This window comes from Megasphaera sp. An286 (assembly GCF_002163455.1).
Lineage (GTDB): Bacteria > Bacillota > Negativicutes > Veillonellales > Megasphaeraceae > Megasphaera > Megasphaera stantonii.
Map to the genome: position 1 here is coordinate 1 of NZ_NFIY01000028.1, position 17470 is coordinate 17470.

Consider the following 17470-nt stretch of genomic DNA (forward strand, 5'->3'; position numbering starts at 1 on the left):
TTATTGGTATTACCTGTTTTGAAATCTTATTGCTAAGACCTCGCACTCTGGCGTATTGTTTCGTATCACACTGTTCAGTTTTCAAAGGCCATGCCGTCTCGCGACGACTTGTATATTTTACCAGACTCGTCCGAGCTTGTCAAGCACTTTTTTGAAGTTCTTTTCAAGCGAACCGGCTATCCGGCCTGCCGCGGCGTCCTGCCGCAACAGCTTGTTTAGTATATCCCCTTTTCGTCCTGTTGTCAATACCTTTTTCACAAATATGCAGAACCGGCAATCGTCTGTACCTTACCAAATTTGGATTCCAGTGCTGCAGCCACCTTATATACGTGCTTAATTTCCAGCCTCTCTTTATGTATATAAGACGCCCAGCGATTCTAATGCTTCCTGAATGGCGTCTATGTCTTCCTGGCAAGCCGCCGTCACCAAATGCGTATGTATGCCGCCGCTGATCCGGCTTAGGAGTTCTGCCTGCGAGTCTTTCATCTTTTTGACATATTGTTTGACGTCGCGGCGCGAGCGGAGATTCAGCGTACCTTCCAGATTGCCGTACACTTCGTGTTCAATAACGACATTATGAACGACGCCGCCATTATCCACAATAGCCTCTAATTCCGCCTGCATCAATTCCATGTCATGACAGCATACAAATACATGCTGCACACCCGGGAGAATATCGCCGATCAGCTGATAGCCCCGCGGCGTCGATACGATGCCCAGGCCTTCTGCCCGCAATATAGCCACGTCGCCGACGATGATCTGCCGGCTGACATCACACTGCTGCGAAAGCTCCGTTCCCGTAACGGCACCTTTCGCATTTGTCAAAATCTGAACGATGCGCTTTCTTCTTTCTGCACTATCCACGCGCCGCGCCTCCTTATCTTTTCCGATGCTCCCTATTGCTTTGCGCCCTGATGAGCATACAAATAATTCTTCCCCATAAAAAACCTAAAAAAATTCCCGGAATAAAGCCGATCATTTCATTGAATATCCATGACTGGCTAAAAAAAGGAAATACATAGGCTGCAAACTGAATCCCGCCGAACAGAAGCACTGCGGCGACCAATATAACCGGCGCCAACAGCAGCGGCGGACATTGGATCATATACCCGTCTTCCAACACCTGCATTAGGGGAAAACGCCGGCGAAAATATACGGAAATCCCAGCGCCGAACAAGCCTCCTAGCAGAAACCATAGCACGGCCAATGCAAAAAATACGGCAAAATAATATATAATGCCAATCCCCCACAATAAAAACACGATATAGGGTATGACGATGACAAAGGGCATACAGTTCCTCGGTCTTTGAAAATAGCAGGCATAGGTAAAAAGGATACCAGCCATAATAATTTGAAATCCAGTTAACACATCGTATGCAGGAATCATACGCTCATCTCTCCTTGCAGTCTCCATGTTGTTTTTGCACTCTTTTCCGGGAATCAATACTTATATTATAGGGTATATCAGATAAAATTTAAATACTATTGCATCGCCAGTTCGCTCCTGAAAGGCTGCTCCGCCACTGCGACGAATCATAAAGGCAAACAAAAAAAAGACCCCGACGCAAATCGAGGTCTTGACTGCCCTTAGCAGATCCTATTATAAATTGGAGAAGTCTAATGTAGCAAACAAATCATCCAGCGTTTCGGCACGACGAATCTGCGTTACGCTGCCGTCGGCATGGAGGAGCAGTTCTGCCGAACGAAGCTTGCCGTTGTAATTAAAGCCCATGGAATGGCCGTGAGCGCCTGTATCGTGAATGACGAGGACGTCGCCGTCGTTAATTTCCGGAAGGGCCCGGTCGATAGCAAATTTATCGCAGTTTTCGCAGAGCGATCCCGATACGTCATAGATATGATCCTTCGGCGCGTTTTCCTTGCCCATGACAGTGATATGGTGATACGAACCGTACATGCCGGGACGCATGAGGTTAGCCATGCAGGCGTCGACGCCAATGTATTCCTTCCAGATATGTTTATGGTGAATCGCCGTCGTGACGAGATAACCGTAAGGACCTGTAATGGCGCGGCCGCATTCAAAAGACATGCGGATATTGCCGAGACCGGCCGGAACCATGATTTCTTCGTAATGAGCCTGAATGCCCTTGCTGAGTTCATCATAATCGATGAAGGACTGTTCCGGTTTGTAGGGCAATCCAATGCCGCCGCCGAAATCGAGAAATTCGATGTCGATGCCGACGTTCTTCTGTACGTCTACAGCCAATTCAAACATCATTTTAGCTGTGTTGATTAAGCCGTTGACGTTCAATTCATTGGAAACGACCATCGTATGGAGGCCAAAATGCTTAACGCCTTTTTCTTTCAGAATACGGAATGCCTCAAAAATCTGTTCGCGCGTCATGCCGTATTTTGCTTCTTCCGGCGTACCGATGATGGCGTTGCCTTCTTTCAGCAGCGGACCGGGATTGTAACGGGCGCAAATCCATTCCGGCAGCGGGCCGTATGTTTCCAAATACTCAATCATCGTAATATCGTCCAAGTTGATGAGAGCGCCTAATTCCATCGCTTTCTTGTATTCTTCGTACGGTGTATCATTGGAAGAAAATACGATATCGTGGCCTGTAATGCCGACCTTTTCACACAATACCAATTCAGCCATAGAGCTGCAGTCCGCGCCGACGCCTTCGGCCTGAAGAAGTCTCATGAGATAGGGATTCGGCGTAGCCTTGACTGCAAAATATTCCTTGAAATCCGGAGCCCAGGAAAAAGCCTTGATCAGCTTCCGCACGTTGTCGACAATGGCCTTTTCATCATAAATATGAAAGGGCGTAGGATATTTAGCGATAATGTCGCGAATCTGCTGTTCCGTAAACGGTACTGTTTTCTTGTTCATTACATTCAACTCCATTTTATATATACAACATAATAGTAAAATTATAAATGAAACATACTTTCAATTCATTGCTTCCTTACGGCTAATATTATATAATAGCCATAGGCAATTTGTAAAATAGATTATTCTAATTTAATCAATTCGCATTTCAAATTATAAAGCAAAGGACTACCTCATGGATACTACGACACTTCGCACCTTTATCACCTTAGCGGAAATAAAGAATTTTACCAAGACGGCGCAGCAGCTCTTCGTCGCCCAATCGACCGTAACTAACCGCATCCGCGACTTGGAAACGGAACTGGGCGTCGCCTTGTTTATCCGCAATCACAAGCAAGTCGACCTGACGCCGGCCGGCTTGAAATTTCTCGAATACGCCCAGCGTTTTATCGAATTGGAAACTGCGGCGCTGCAAGATGTGCAGGCCTCTCCTACGTATGCCAAAAAAATCAATATCGGTACGACAAATACGATTTATGAGTGTCATTTACAGAAAAAAATCCGGGCCTACTTGCATACGAACCCGGACATATCCCTCGGCGTGACGATCAGCCATACCCTCGACATGCTGCAAAAATTGCAGGACGGCATGCTGGACGCCGTATTTTCATTCAGCGCCATCTTCCGCGACGGCTATATATGCCAGCCCTACCGCACGGATACGCTGGTCCTCGTCTGTCAGGCCGACGATAAGGAATACGCTTCCGGCATCTATAAAAGCGACCTGCAAAAGATCAATTATTTATTCTGCAATTTCGCCCTGCAGGGAGTCGGCCTGTATATTCAGGACTTGTTTCCCCGGTATCACCGCTTCCCTATGGAAATCGACAACAGCACCAAGCTGCCCCAATATGTAGCCGAAGGGCTGGGGTATACGTTCCTTCCCCGCAGCCTCATTGAAGACGATTTGCTGCTGGGAAAGCTGCGGGCGATTCCGCTCCTCGACTTTGCACCGCCAAAGGTCGACAGCTACTATATTACCCGCAGCCCCGGCAACGTCCCCGATTCGCTGGAAGCCTTTCTGCTGCAGCCGTAAAACTTTCATTTCCACACAAAAATAAGAGCCCCATAGAGGCTCTTATTTTTGTGCAGTATTACATATTTATGCGTGCTCCCGCTCGTTGCGGGCCGGGCATTGCGAACTATCTTTAAACCAGCGGCACGGCTTGCAGCGCCGGCAGGGCACCGGTTCCTGTCCCGCCAATATTTTTCCGGACCACGCCGGGTCAGCTAAATGGCACCGGCCTACGGCAATGCAGTCGGCGTATCCTTTTTTCAGAATCAATTCGCATTCTTCGCCGCTCTTGATATTTCCCACCGCCAGGACCGGAATCTGCACGGCTTGCTTAACGCGCGACGCGGCGTATATCTTATTGTCGAGGGGAAAATCGTCGGGCACATCGTAATTTTTCGTCCCCGTAGAAATGCTCAGCAGATCTGCGCCGGCGCTTTCTAAAGCCTTCGCCAGGTCAATCAATCCGTCTATCGTCGGATAGCCTATGCGGGCGGACACGATAAAGTCCGATCCGCAGGCTTTTTTAATATCCTGAACTAATTCGACGAGCAGGCGGATACGATTTTCAAAGGAACCGCCGTATTCGTCATCGCGCGCGCTCGTCTCGATAACCTGGCAGAGATAGTATCCATGAGCGCCTTGTAATTCGACACCGTCAAAGCCCGCTTCACGACAGCGGACTGCCGCCCGGATAAAATCCTCTTTATAGGATAAAAATTGTTCCCTGCTGATATCGGCAATGGAATTTTCGTCCATCACTTTCAAACCGACGTTGGAAATCTGGATTAAACCGACGGCTCCGCCGGCCTTGACTATCTCAGCAAGCCGCCGCAAAGGGGGAATGAAATCGTCCTTCCACAGCCCGATAGCTTCGCGCACATCCCGCATTTCCGTCACGTTGCTTCCTTCCACGACGATCATCCCGGGATTGCCGGCCGTATAGGCTTGATACCGCTGCAGCATATACTCCGTAACGTAATTTCCCGGAACCTTTTGGATAATATCGGCCATCGGCGGTATGACAATACGATTGGGCATTGTCTTGCTTCCCACGGCCAGAGGCGCCGCTGCATGGGGAAATAAGCTATTCATAGTCTCACTCCTTCAGATGTATTTTTTTTAATCATAATATAGATGTCGCCGTTCCGTCAATTTTTTATATACATGGACATCCCGGCACGCTTATATTGACATTTGTACAGCCGCTCTGTATGATATATTTAGTTTTAATTAAAACCTTATATCTGTTATCTGGTAAAAGAAAGGAACATTCCGCATGAAAATAAAAGCGATATCGCAAGCCCTCGCCCTAAGCCTGTTTCTCTGTTCTGTCGGCGGCGCGGCGTTCGCTTCCAGTACCAGCCAACCGCTGGAAGTACGTCCAACCAAAGAAATGGTACAGCTTGTTTCCAACGTCGTCTATGCTCAGGTGCCCGATCGCGGCTACGTCAGCAAAGCCATGACGATGGACGTCCTTGTCCCCTGCGGAGAGGGGCCTTATCCGGCTATCGTATACATCAACGGCGGCGGCTTTATCAACGCCAATAAAGACGGCTACATCCAGCAGCGCCTCGAACTGGCCGAGCACGGCTACGTCGTCGCCAGCATCACCTATCGCATAGCGCCTGCATCGACCTTTCCGGCTCCGCTGGAGGACGTAAAATCAGCCATCCGGTATTTACGAGCCCATGCAGACCAGTTCCATATTGACTCGCAGCACATCGGCGTCATGGGCGGTTCAGCCGGCGGGTACTTAGCAGCCTTTGCCGGCACGACAAGCGGCACTCGGCAATTTGATTCCGGTGACAACCTGGAACAAACCAGCGACGTACAGGCCGTCGTCGATTTATACGGCGTATCGGATTTGACGGCCATCGGCGCCGACTACGGCCCAGATGTACAGGAACTGCACCGTTCTCCGGCAGCTACGGAAGCCCTGTGGATAAACGGCTCTCCCGTATTCGGCGGTAAAGACGGCGGCATAGACGCCAATCCCGAAGGCGCCGCCGCAGCCAACCCTATCTCCTATATTTCAGAAAAAACGCCGCCTTTTCTCCTGATGCACGGCGACGCCGACACAGTCGTTTCGCCCAGCCAGACGGAAATCCTTCGCGCCGCTTTGGCCCAGCACAACGTCGAAGCCCAGCGCTATGTCGTCAAAGGAGCCGGTCATGGCGGAGCACTGTGGATACAGCCGGAAATCATGAAACTCATCATTGACTTTTTCGACGCCCATTTAAAATAAAGGACGCATCAGCATATCTATACTAGAAAACGAGATGACGTATATGAAAATTTTCCTTCTTCGCAATGTTTACTTTGTCCTAGGCATTATCATCAACGCCTTGGGCATAGCCCTAATCACCAAGGCAGACCTGGGGACATCGCCCATTTCCAGTGTTCCTTACGTCCTGTGTCTGCATTTCACGCCAACCTTCGGGCAGTTTACCTTTATTATGAATATGTTTTTTATTCTCGCTCAAATACTGATCCTCAGAAAACGCTTCCGCCCGATTCAGTTCTTACAAATCGGCGTAGTCGCCTTATTCAGCGTCTGCATCGACCTTTTTATGTTCCTGTTATCCTGGGTTGAACCTACGGTCTTAATATTGAAGTTAGCAGCACTCTTAGCGGGCTGTCTAATCCTGGCATTCGGCATTTGTATTGAAGTGGCTCCTAATGTGCTCATGGTTCCCGGAGAAGGCTTGGTACAAGCGATTGCCGGGACATTCCGCTGGCGCTTTGGCACCGTAAAAATTGCCTTCGATACCACATTATTTCTGATTGCCTGCTCCATGTCCTTTGCTTTTTCCGGTATAGGCAATTTCGTCGGTCTTGGCGTCGGTACGATCATTTCTATGCTGCTCGTCGGCCGTTTCGTCAATTTAGTGAATATTCGCTTTGCCTTTATTCATCGCATTTCCGCCCTAGCCGTATTGGCGGCCTGGAACAAACGGCACCATGCGTCTAACGAGTCCTGCCGCCCCACATCGCATTAATATGCAAAATATTTTCCCACACACAACAGGGCGTCGAATGAAACGATCATCATTCGGCGCCCTGGTTTTATATACTCTATTGACAACGGTATCTTCTGCCATAGTCTCCGCCCATCCCGTCATCAGCATGAGTATAAAGCCCGCATTGACGACAATCAGTCAATGCGCACGAAGAGCTGCAGCAATTGTCATATACGCAAAAAACCGGAAACATTCGTCTCCGGTTTTAAAATACATATGCAATTACTGCGCTTTAGCTACGTCTACCAATTTAGCAAAAGCAGCTGCGTCGTTGACAGCCAAGTCGGCCAACATCTTACGGTCGACGATAACGCCGGCTTTCGTCAGGCCGCAGATGAAGCGGCTGTAGCTCATGCCCTGAGCGCGGGCTGCTGCGTTGATACGGGCGATCCACAATTTACGGAATTCGCGTTTCTTGGCGCGGCGGTCGCGGCGAGCGTAAAACAGAGCTTTCATTACGCTTTCATTAGCTTTTTTGAACAGACGGCTGCGGGTACCGCGGTAGCCTTTAGCCATTTTTAAGATTTTTTTATGACGAGCGTGTGCTGTAACGCCAACTTTAATTCTAGCCATTCTTAAGTTCCTCCAAATCTATACTAAATATATAAGCTGCTATTAGATGTACGGGCACATTTTGCGAACTGCTTCGTTCATCGTCTTGGAAACGAGCGTAGCTTTTCTCAGGTTACGTTTACGTTTCGGAGATTTGGATTCCAAAATGTGGCTCTTATACGGTTTCATGCGTTTGAATTTACCAGTACCAGTAGTTGTAAAACGTTTTGCCGCTGCACGGCGTGTTTTTAATTTCGGCATAATATATAAATCCTCCTCTTACTTCCCTTTAACGGCAGCGATGACCATCGTCATGTTTCTGCCTTCAATTTTAGGTTCTTTTTCTACGCGGGCGGTTTCTTTGAGCTCATCAGCAAAACGCATCAGCAGGTCTCGGCCCAACTCCGGATGGCTCATTTCCCGACCACGGAACATGATGGTAACCTTTACTTTGCTTCCTTCGCTCAAGAAACGCTGCGCAGCCTTCATCTTGACGTAAAAATCATGATCTTCAATGTTAGGACGTAATTTTACTTCCTTCATGATTAATACTTTCTGCTTCTTCTTGGCTTCTTTTTCCCGTTTTTGCTGTTCATACCGATATTTGCCGTAGTTCATGATGCGGCATACGGGCGGTTTGCCATTCGGTGCAACTTCTACTAAATCCATATGGCGTTCTTCCGCAATCTGGCGGGCAGAACGGAGAGACATTACACCAAGCTGTTCGTTAGTATCGCTGACCACGCGGACTTCACGGGCTCGAATCTGATCGTTGATACGCAATTCCTTACTAATTGCCTTTCACCTCCATAAAAAAAGAACGGACAGCATAACACTATCCGCTCGACTGATTCCTCATAAACCTTAGTAACACGAAAGCCATGTAAGGTGAGAAGCGGATAGCTTCTGCTTTATTTTCAACAAATGTAAGTATAGCAGGTTTATCTGCTGCTGTCAAGAAAAATCAGGTACAAAAAAAGAACCTGCCGAAACAGATTCTTTCTTTATTATGGCGGAGAGCGTGGGATTTGAACCCACGATAGAGCTTTAGCCCTATACATGATTTCCAATCATGCTCCTTCAGCCGCTCGGACAGCTCTCCATGGCTTACACATTGTTTTCCATTATTCAATTTCTGATACTCTCGGGATCAGCATCCAATGTGTAAAATATGGTCGGGGCGACAGGATTTGAACCTGCGACCTCTTAGTCCCGAACCAAGCGCGCTACCAAACTGCGCTACGCCCCGTCACCTGACTTGTATATAATACCACATCCAGGAGAAATGTCAAGGAAAAAAATAAAAAATGTGCCGGAGAGAGCAAACTTTTTTTACAGTTTGTCTCCCGGCATAGTACGTCCCCAGATACGGCCTTTGCCGTCGCCTTATGCGGCAGCCGCGTCCTGCCGATTATGGACGTGTTTCCAAATAAATCCTCCGGCTAAGGTGACAACCAGCAGCGCCGCCTTGACTTCCGACGGATACGCCGCAATAAACGAGACATATTCGGCCAGATAATGGTCCGTCGCCAGCATGCCGCCGGCAGCCCAGCCCAAAATCGCGCCGCCGATGTACATCAATATGGGGAACTTGTTCATGACCTTGACGACGATGGTGCTGCCAAAGATGATAATTGGCACGGATATGAGCATCCCGAAGATGAGCAGTCCCCAGTGGTTGCCCGTAACGCCAACAATCCCCAACACGTTGTCCAAGCTCATGAGCGCATCGGCCAGAATAATCGTCCGGACCGCCGCCCACAGAGAATCCTTCGCTTCGACTTTCACATCTTCCTCTTCATTGCGGGCTCCGATGAGCTTGATGCCGATGCCGATGAGCAGTATGCCGCCGACAGTCTTCAAGAAGGGAATATGGAAGAGCCAGGAAACAATAAAGGCCAAGGTAAACCGCAGGACAATGGCCCCAATCGTGCCGTATATAATAGCCCTCTTCTGCAAATGGGGCGGCAGGTTTTTCGCAGCCATGCCGATGACGATGGAATTATCGCCGCCAAGGGCCAAGTCGATCAAGATGACCTGGGCCACAATGCTGAAATCAAATAATAACGTCGCTTCTAACGCGTCCACAATGCATCCTCCTCATGATACAACATAACAGCTCCATTATAGTCGAAAAGGATGGGCAATACAAGTAAAATCGCAGAAAAGAAGCGCCCTCAAAAGAGCGCCTCTCTCATGACAGCCAATCTGATTATTCTTTAACGATAACCGATACGCCGTCGGGAATAACTGTAATTTTCGGTTCTGATACGCCTTTAGCAGTGACAATAGCCTTAGCCATAGCCAGCGCTTCATCAATGCTGGCGGCATATTTCATATGCATAGCTTCTACCATGTCTTTCGGCGCTTCCGTTACCATGATAATGGTATATTTCAGCAGCATGCGCAGAAGAATCTGCGATTCCCACTGGTCAAAGACCGTTTCGTTCCGGCCGCGGGCCAGGATGTCATCCATCGCTTTCTGTATGTCCGCCGCATCCTTCAGCGTGTTGTAAAAATCTTCGCCGCCATGGCCGTCGGAGCAAGCCGATACGTCAATGATAACACCGCCTTCTTTGCATGTCGCTTCCGCAGCAGTCATGCCCTTGACAGACTGGTAAATATTCTGATCCAGCGGATATCCGCCGTTTGTCGTAACGACAATATCTGCCGGCACAGGTTTCACGCCAGCAAGCTTCATTTCAAAGTCAACGCCGGCGTAATGAGCCTTTTCACTGTCTCCGGCAAAGGCTGCAATGACCTTCTTATCAGCGTCGATTACGACGTTGCAGATAAAGGCTAATTTAGCGGCTTTGGCAGCGTACAGCATGTCCTGATGAATCGGGTTGCCTTCCAATACGCCCGTGCGGGCATAGGGGCTGTTGATAAATTCCGAGCAATGGTTTGCCAGTACCGTAATCTTGCTGGCAATGCCCGGAAGGACGGATTTGCGGCCGCCTGACATACCGGCAAAGAAATGAGGTTCAATAAATCCTTCAGCAATAAGCAAATCCGTATGAGCCGCCGCTTTATTGATGAGGCATTCGCCGCCAGACGGCAAGGTGCCGATACTGACCATATCTTCATCCTTACGGCTGTCATGGATGACGAATGTTTCATGATCGGCAATTTCCTTGCCGTATTTCGCTACCAGCTCTTCATGCGTCGTAGGACGATGCATCCCCGTAGCAATCAGTATCGTAATGGCGATATCCGGATTCCCCTTCCGCAGTTCAGCCAGCAGCTGCGGCATGATAACATGGCTCGGGACGGGTCGCGTATGGTCGCTGGATATGATCGTGCACGTCTTTTTGCCTTTGGCCAGCTCGCTTAATTTCGGGCTGCCAATTGGATTTGCCAACGCGTCGGCTACCAATTCCGCTTCCGATTTCGGCGCTTTATATTCATGGGCATGAGACAGCAGTACACCTGCGACTTGTTCATCTGGCAGAGAAAAGGTAATCTTTTCCTTACCAAAAGGAATTGAAAAGTTTTTCATGATGCAATTCACCCTTTCTGTATTCCAACAACCATGTATAATTGTCGAAATTCATCACTTATTGTTTTAGCAATAATATACATTCTCATTATAATGGCTCAATACGTCCATTTTGAAAATAGTCCGTATACTACAAAAGGTAAAACCGAAACCGGTTTTACCTTTTGTATATATCTCAGTTATGAACTTTTAGATTATTCTTCTACAGGAACTTCGTCGTTGATGCTGACAACTTTGCCCGGGTTCATGATATTCTTCGGGTCAAGAGCTTTCTTAACAGCTTTCATCAGCTTCATTTCGATCGGGTTCGTGTATTTAGACATCAATGCAGCGCGTTTGTAGCCAATGCCGTGTTCGCCGGAGAGACGGCCGCCCAGGTTGTATACGAGTTCGTAAATTTCGCTCTGGATCTGCGGAAGCATTTCTTCCCATTCTTCCTGCGTACGGTCATCTTTCAGGATGTCGATATGAACGTTGCCGTCGCCGCAGTGGCCAGCGCAGTGCATAGCTACGTTGTATTTGTCAGCCAAGCGGGAGATCTGCTGTACAGCCTGCGGAATATCGGTCATCGGAACAACGATATCTTCCATGGAGAATACTAAGCTGCGAGCGCGGTCAGCTTCGAGGTATGCTTTACGGGATTTCCAGATAACAGCCGGGTTAGCAACCAATACGTCGAGGGCATTGTTTTCACGAGCCAATTCGTCGATCTTTTCGCACTGTTCGTCGAGGATATCTTCGCTGTCGCCGGCAATCTGAACGATGATGTAGTTGCCGATATCGGAATGCTGCAGTTTTTCGTTCAAGAAGATTTCAACCTGCTTGATGGAAGCGTTGTCCATGAATTCTACGCAGACCGGAGTAATACCAGCATTCATGATCTTCGGCGTCAATGCGATAGCGTCGTCGAGATTGTCGAATACTGCCAAGAGGTCCATCTGGTATTTCGGCAAAGCAACCAATTTCAGGTAAATCTTTGTGATAATGCCGAGGGTACCTTCAGAACCAATGTACAAGTGCATGAGCATGTAGCCCGTTGCGTTTTTACGGAATTTGCCGCCCAATGTAACGACTTCGCCGCTCGGAGTAACGACTTCGATACCCATAACCTGATCGCGGGTTACGCCATATTTAACAGCACGGTTGCCGCCGGCGTTCGTTGCAACGTTGCCGCCGATGAAGCAGGAGTCCCCGCTGCAGGGGTCGCCGCCGTAGAAGAGGCCTTCTTCTTTAACAGCGTTCTGGAGAACAGTCGTCGTAACGCCCGCTTCTGTAACGCAAACCATGTTCTGTTTGTCGATTTCGAGGATTTTGTTCATGCGTTCGATGGAAATGATAACGCCGCCGAACGTAGCAACAGCACCAGCTGCCAAGCCTGTGCCGGCTGCACGCGGTACCATTACGATATCGTTGTCATAGCACAGTTTAACGACTTTGGAAACTTCTTCCGTCGTAGCCGGCAATACAACGACCTGAGGCATCTTCATATAATGGGGGTCGGTTACTTCGTCATGAGAATACGGTTCGAGCTTGTCAGCATCCGTATACACGAATTTTTCGCCAACGATTTTTTTGAACTCTTCAATAAGTTCCGGTGTAACTTTACCTTTTGCCATAATACATAACCTCCAACATAAAATAATGATGACTGACATCTATCACTTTAACCGTTTCCGGTATAAAGAGCGCGTGATTGCTGCCTGTCAAAATTCCGCCGTAACGGAATCTTATACAACGTAACCAGCGTTTTCGAGGAAAAATAACTTTAATAGTATATCTCAGTTCTTTCCCTCTTTCGTGTCTTATTATACCGCATTCATTACAAAGTGTAAATTACATTTAGACATTTCACACATATATCTTTCGAATTATGAATCGGTCAGTTATTACATTATATCATGCTAACGTTTTATTTTTAAAATCCACATCATTACTCATAATATTTTAAGGTATGTGATTTTTTTCTCAAATAATGCATGACTTTATGTAATTTTCATTATTCATTTTTCATTAAATAGCATACACTTTTTATGCTGTGAGTCCCTGTCAAAAAAACAGCACGCCATCGGCAATATGGCATGTTGTTTTATCGTTAAAAGTATATATAGTCTACATCGTTTTATTCTTTTCCGCTGACGCAATGACCGCTTCTGCAACGGCCGCCCGGAAGCCCCTCTGTTCCAGAGCTAATACTGCCTCTATCGTCGTACCGCCGGGCGAGCATACGTCGTCTTTCAATTTTCCCGGATGCATGCCGCTTTCCAGCACCATCTTGGCTGCACCTAATACAGTCTGAGCGGCAAAGGTATAGGCCGTATGGCGAGGCATTCCTTCCAGCACGGCGCCGTCTGCCAAGGCTTCGATAAACATATATACGTAAGCCGGAGCGCTGCCGCTGACGCCGCATACGGCGTCGATCAGGCGTTCTTCCATGATTTCAGCCTTTCCGAAGCTGCGGAATATATCGAGCACGGCCTGTACATCTTCTTCCGCCGCATAGGCGTTCGGCGATACGGAGGCCATGCCTTCGCCGACCATCGACGGCGTATTGGGCATTACGCGGACGATCTTAGCCTGTTCCGGCAGGCATCCCGCCAAACGGTCCAGCGTCAGGCCGGCGGCAATCGAAATAATCACCGTATCATCTTTCACGTAGTCCCGTACTTCTTCCAACGACGACGGCAGGATGTGCGGCTTGACTGCCATAATAAGCCCTTGCGAACGTTCGGCTAACTCCGCCGCGGAATAAACGACGGAGGCGCCCGTTTCATCGGCTAAGGCCTGCGCTTTTGCGCTGTGAATATTGTATAACAGGATATTCCCCGGTTCTACCAATCCGGATGCAGCTAATCCTTTTACAATGGCCCGGCCCATATTGCCGGTACCGCAAATTCCGATAGTCTTAAACATGATTTCTACCTTCTTTCTGTTTTATGGCGTCTGTTGTTGCAGCTTACCTCTATTGTATATAAAACTTCCGCCGTCATAAAGAAAAATATCGGCATTTCTGACAGAAATTTCAATGCCTTACCCATTATTTTACGGGCCGTTCACGCCAATATGAAGAAGCCAGTTCTGTAACCGTTTCCGAAAAGGCCGAACCATCCGTCGCCGTATAATGAGCTGTCGCCTTTAATACGTGGCGGAAGCCGAGGTACAGCAGGGGGACGTTGATGTATACCAGCACGATATTGGCCAAGTCGGAAAAGGCCCATAAGTTGCTCAAGTCATATCCTGCCAGCTGCACCGTAATGCCGAAGGCCGAAACGACGATCCCTAAGGACCGGACAAAGTTGGCGGCAAAACGGCTGCGGCTGATGCGGTTGACGGCAATTTCCGAAAAGGTGATCATGCCGATCATCGTCGTATACGCAAATAAGCCGAAGCACAACGCCAACAAAAACAAGATGACCGATGTAATGCCCGACGGCGTCAATACATGAACGGACAACAAGAATTTAGGCAGCTGTCCCGCCGCGGCCCAGGCTTCCGGAGCCGCAGTCCAGGCATGGGCCATAATGACAACAAAACCTGTCATCGTGCAAATCACATGCGTATCTAATAGCACTCCCAAGGCGGCAATCATCCCCTGCTCGCAGGGATGTTTGGCGTCGGCTGCAGCCGCCGACATCGTAATCGTCCCCTGGCCGGCTTCGTTGGACATCAATCCCCTTTTTATCCCCTGTACCAATACGGTACCAAACAAGCCGCCAAATACGGCATCCGGCTGAAAGGCTCCGCCTAGGACAGCGCTGAAGAAATAGGGCACGCTGTTTACATTGGCAAAAACCAAGGCCAATACGGTCACGACATACACGACCGCCATAATGGGAACCAGCTTATTATTCGCGCTGGATACCCGTTTGATTCCCCCAAAAGCCATAACAGCCGCTACGAGCAGGACGATACCCGCCGCCGCCACGTAAAAGGCCGACATCGCCGCAATGGGATGGCCTGCCGCCAGCTCGCCCATAGCGCCAATCGAAGACACGACGTTAAAGGACTGCGCCGGCAGACAAAACATGGCGTAGAAAATATAAACGCCTGATAATATCGTACCGATCCACGCCTTATTTCCCAACAGCCGCCGGCCGTAGAAGGGCATGCCGCCGACAAACTCCCCGCCCTTTCGTTCCTTGCAGAGCTGAGCCAGCGTCGCTTCCGTATAAGCCATAGCCATTCCAAAGAACGCAGAAACCCACATCCAAAACAACGCACCTGGACCGCCGACGGAAATGGCCCCTGTCACGCCGAGAATATTTCCCGGCCCGACGCGCATGGCCGAGCTCAGGAAAAACGCAGCCAGCGGCGATATGCCCGTCGAGGCGGCGCGGCGGTGAATCAAGAGATTCATCCCTCTTTTAAACTGCCGGACTTGAATAAAGCCCAATCGGAGGGAAAAATAAATCCCCGTGCCAACCAGGACGATAACGGCCAGCGAAAAGCTGCCGAATACGGGAATGGCTTTATACCACTCCCAATTTGTCGGAACTTCCCATAAAAAATCAGATATAGCCGCTACGATAGAAAGAACCGAATTTAGTTGTTCAAAAAACTCCTTCATGCCCATCCCCCTCATAGAAAAAGCCGGTATAGTAACATCCTATACCGGCCTGCATAGACGTGATTATTGTTTTGCGCCCGTTGCTTCTACAGCAGATTTAATTTTAGCTGCCAGCCCCGTGATTTTTGCTTTAGATACGGAGCAAACGGCGAGGCGAACGCCCTTGCCAAGGGGAACTAAGAAGATATTTTCCTTTTCCAGCAAATCGCAGACAGCCTGAGAACCTTCCATAGGAATGGTGATGAAGAAGCCAGACAAGTACGGCAGGTATTTCAGACCGCATTCCTGCGCTTCTTTCATGAAGATATCGGCCCGTTCTTTAATAAGGGCGAAGTATTTAGCCCGTTCGGCGTCTAATTCGGCGACTTTAGCCGGATCTTTGCAAATATTAGCCATGGCTTTCATCGCGGCGCTGTTGGAATTAGACCAGGTTGCGCGGCTTGTATACTGATTAATAGCTACAAATTCGTTAGCAATATCTTCGTTAGCCGTCACGCAGATCATAGCGCCCATGCGCTGACCATACATGGTAAAGCCTTTGCTGCATGTATAAGCAACTACGACGAGAATATTATCCGGCAAGTTTCCAAATTTCTTGAAGAACTTGCGGCATTCTTTCTTTTCTCCGCTGTAGTCTAAATATGCAACGTCAGGAACGAGAATAATATTTTTATCCTTACCGGCAACGACGTCTTTCAAGAAAGCCAATACCGTATCCCAATCATCCGAGGACAAGGCAAAGCCCGTCGGGTTGTTCGCCGGCGAATTCATGATGATAACCGTATTGTACTGCTTTGCCACCATGTCTTCTACATGTTCCTTAAAGCTGGCGAAATTGAATTTTCCGTCTGAGCCGATCAATTCAAATTCCCGCAGATGGCGGCCGTTGTCATTGCACATGGAGCCATAGGCACCCCAATGCCAGTCGCTGGTCAGGATGTCGTCGCCCCATTCGGAATAGTTATGAATGACGTGATGGAGGACGCCGGAACCGCCGGAGGTTGCGCAAGCGCGGATGTAGCCTTCCGGACGGGATTCGCCAAAGCATTGGTCAATAACTGCATCCAAATAATCAGGATACCCCTGAATCGGCGCATACGCCACGATTTCTTTCGGCGTCAAGGCCTTGAACGCTTCTTCTACCACGTGAAGCATGACCAAATTGCCGTCTTCGTCCAAAATAGAGCCGACTGTGCCATTAATAACCTTGTCTGCCCCTAAGGTTTCAGCTAAGGCAACAGCCCGATTGTTAGCTCCAAAAATTTTATCTTCTGCACTCTTGCCTTTGGCCTGAGGTGCAGCGACGCTCTTTACCATAACAATCAACTCCTCTTTTTTATTACATACACATTTATACCACAAGAAAAGCAATCTGACAATAAAAGCTTAATCATCAGATATATGTATTCAAAATACAAGAAAAAACATGGATAAGATGGCGTGGGAAATAAAAGAATATTGTTTTATACAGATACATGATATGATTAAATCACATGTTTTGATGATACGCACTATGGAGATTTGTAAAGGATAGAAAGATAGCTATATAATCGAAGGTATACAAAAAGAACGCATATATGTCGTATACGTCTACTGGTAACGGTCGCCGCACCTATCAGTCGGATCTGCACACATGAATACTTCTTCATGACATGTGCTGCTTACGCACGGACCCGACATAAGCGACTTACACTCGTTTACGTGTCGTGTCTATCTGTTTAGGGTATCTCCATCAGGGCTTCGAATCGGTAGCCTTTGCAACGTGGGCCTATCGCTCTTCTATCTCATGTGTCCCGATTTGAAGTAAGCGACTCACGCGCGTCGCTTCGCTCCTTCAAACGGTGTTCCCTGCTTATGCTTATCCCAGGGCTTGCCCTGGGTAGATGGGAGGTCGTTGTATGCAAAAAGAGAGCAGTGCCAATGCACTGCTCTCTTTTTGTAATCAGCGGCTTCCTATCCTCCCAGG

At 48.5% G+C, this 17470-nt stretch carries 16 protein-coding genes, 2 tRNA genes and 1 other annotated feature; of the genes, 3 read left to right on the forward strand and 15 right to left on the reverse strand.

The annotated features are described in order from the left end of the window. Positions 1–351: 351 nt before the first annotated feature. From B5F80_RS10425 to B5F80_RS10435, 3 genes are all read right to left on the reverse strand, one after another. The gene (locus B5F80_RS10425) at positions 352–864 is read right to left on the reverse strand and encodes a transcription repressor NadR (protein WP_087478764.1); all 513 of its coding nucleotides are present in this window, start codon (positions 862–864) and stop codon (positions 352–354) included. Between the two features lie 13 nt (positions 865–877). Beyond that, positions 878–1387 (reverse strand): hypothetical protein, encoded by a 510-nt coding sequence (locus B5F80_RS10430; RefSeq protein ID WP_087478765.1) that lies wholly within the window; start codon positions 1385–1387, stop codon positions 878–880. Positions 1388–1600: 213 nt separating this feature from the next. After that, the gene (locus B5F80_RS10435) at positions 1601–2854 is read right to left on the reverse strand and encodes a diaminopimelate decarboxylase (RefSeq protein ID WP_087478766.1); all 1254 of its coding nucleotides are present in this window, start codon (positions 2852–2854) and stop codon (positions 1601–1603) included. A 175-nt stretch (positions 2855–3029) separates the two neighbouring features. Between B5F80_RS10435 and B5F80_RS10440 the strand changes: the two genes are divergently transcribed. Continuing rightward, on the forward strand, positions 3030–3890 hold the full coding sequence (locus B5F80_RS10440) for a LysR family transcriptional regulator (protein ID WP_087478767.1): 861 nt from the start codon (positions 3030–3032) through the stop codon (positions 3888–3890). A 66-nt stretch (positions 3891–3956) separates the two neighbouring features. Here the strand turns inward: B5F80_RS10440 and B5F80_RS10445 are convergent, their stop codons facing one another. Further along, on the reverse strand, positions 3957–4961 hold the full coding sequence (locus B5F80_RS10445) for an NADH:flavin oxidoreductase (RefSeq protein ID WP_087478768.1): 1005 nt from the start codon (positions 4959–4961) through the stop codon (positions 3957–3959). A 184-nt stretch (positions 4962–5145) separates the two neighbouring features. Between B5F80_RS10445 and B5F80_RS10450 the strand changes: the two genes are divergently transcribed. Both B5F80_RS10450 and B5F80_RS10455 read left to right on the forward strand, forming a co-directional pair. Next, on the forward strand, positions 5146–6114 hold the full coding sequence (locus B5F80_RS10450; protein ID WP_087478769.1) for an alpha/beta hydrolase: 969 nt from the start codon (positions 5146–5148) through the stop codon (positions 6112–6114). A gap of 43 nt (positions 6115–6157) precedes the next feature. Then, positions 6158–6868, forward strand: coding sequence for a DUF6198 family protein (locus tag B5F80_RS10455; protein ID WP_087478770.1), 711 nt, complete (start codon positions 6158–6160; stop codon positions 6866–6868). A 243-nt stretch (positions 6869–7111) separates the two neighbouring features. On the opposite strand, the gene rplT is transcribed toward B5F80_RS10455, so the two are convergent. The 11 genes from rplT to B5F80_RS10510 all read right to left on the reverse strand — a co-directional run bounded on the left by rplT (position 7112) and on the right by B5F80_RS10510 (position 16821). After that, positions 7112–7462, reverse strand: coding sequence for a 50S ribosomal protein L20 (rplT, locus tag B5F80_RS10460; protein WP_087478771.1), 351 nt, complete (start codon positions 7460–7462; stop codon positions 7112–7114). 42 nt (positions 7463–7504) lie between these two features. Next, on the reverse strand, positions 7505–7702 hold the full coding sequence (gene rpmI / locus B5F80_RS10465) for a 50S ribosomal protein L35 (protein WP_087478772.1): 198 nt from the start codon (positions 7700–7702) through the stop codon (positions 7505–7507). Positions 7703–7720: 18 nt separating this feature from the next. Next, entirely contained in the window at positions 7721–8224 is a 504-nt protein-coding gene (gene infC / locus B5F80_RS10470; RefSeq protein WP_087478773.1) for a translation initiation factor IF-3, read from the reverse strand. A 23-nt stretch (positions 8225–8247) separates the two neighbouring features. After that, positions 8248–8359, reverse strand: a sequence feature (ribosomal protein L20 leader region). Between the two features lie 92 nt (positions 8360–8451). After that, positions 8452–8543, reverse strand: a tRNA-Ser gene (locus B5F80_RS10475). 70 nt (positions 8544–8613) lie between these two features. Further along, positions 8614–8690 (reverse strand) — tRNA-Pro (locus B5F80_RS10480). A gap of 137 nt (positions 8691–8827) precedes the next feature. Then, complete coding sequence (locus B5F80_RS10485) at positions 8828–9529, reverse strand: TerC family protein (RefSeq protein WP_087478774.1); 702 nt, start codon at positions 9527–9529, stop codon at positions 8828–8830. A 124-nt stretch (positions 9530–9653) separates the two neighbouring features. After that, positions 9654–10940 (reverse strand): nickel-dependent lactate racemase, encoded by a 1287-nt coding sequence (gene larA / locus B5F80_RS10490; protein ID WP_087478775.1) that lies wholly within the window; start codon positions 10938–10940, stop codon positions 9654–9656. 194 nt (positions 10941–11134) lie between these two features. Then, complete coding sequence (locus B5F80_RS10495) at positions 11135–12556, reverse strand: FAD-linked oxidase C-terminal domain-containing protein (RefSeq protein WP_087478776.1); 1422 nt, start codon at positions 12554–12556, stop codon at positions 11135–11137. Positions 12557–13049: 493 nt separating this feature from the next. Further along, the gene (gene proC / locus B5F80_RS10500) at positions 13050–13850 is read right to left on the reverse strand and encodes a pyrroline-5-carboxylate reductase (RefSeq protein WP_087478777.1); all 801 of its coding nucleotides are present in this window, start codon (positions 13848–13850) and stop codon (positions 13050–13052) included. A 124-nt stretch (positions 13851–13974) separates the two neighbouring features. After that, positions 13975–15504 carry an amino acid carrier protein gene (locus B5F80_RS10505; protein ID WP_087478778.1) on the reverse strand — a complete coding sequence of 510 codons (1530 nt, stop codon included), beginning with the start codon at positions 15502–15504 and terminating at the stop codon, positions 13975–13977. 63 nt (positions 15505–15567) lie between these two features. Further along, complete coding sequence (locus tag B5F80_RS10510) at positions 15568–16821, reverse strand: aminotransferase class I/II-fold pyridoxal phosphate-dependent enzyme (RefSeq protein ID WP_087478779.1); 1254 nt, start codon at positions 16819–16821, stop codon at positions 15568–15570. Positions 16822–17470: the final 649 nt, after the last annotated feature.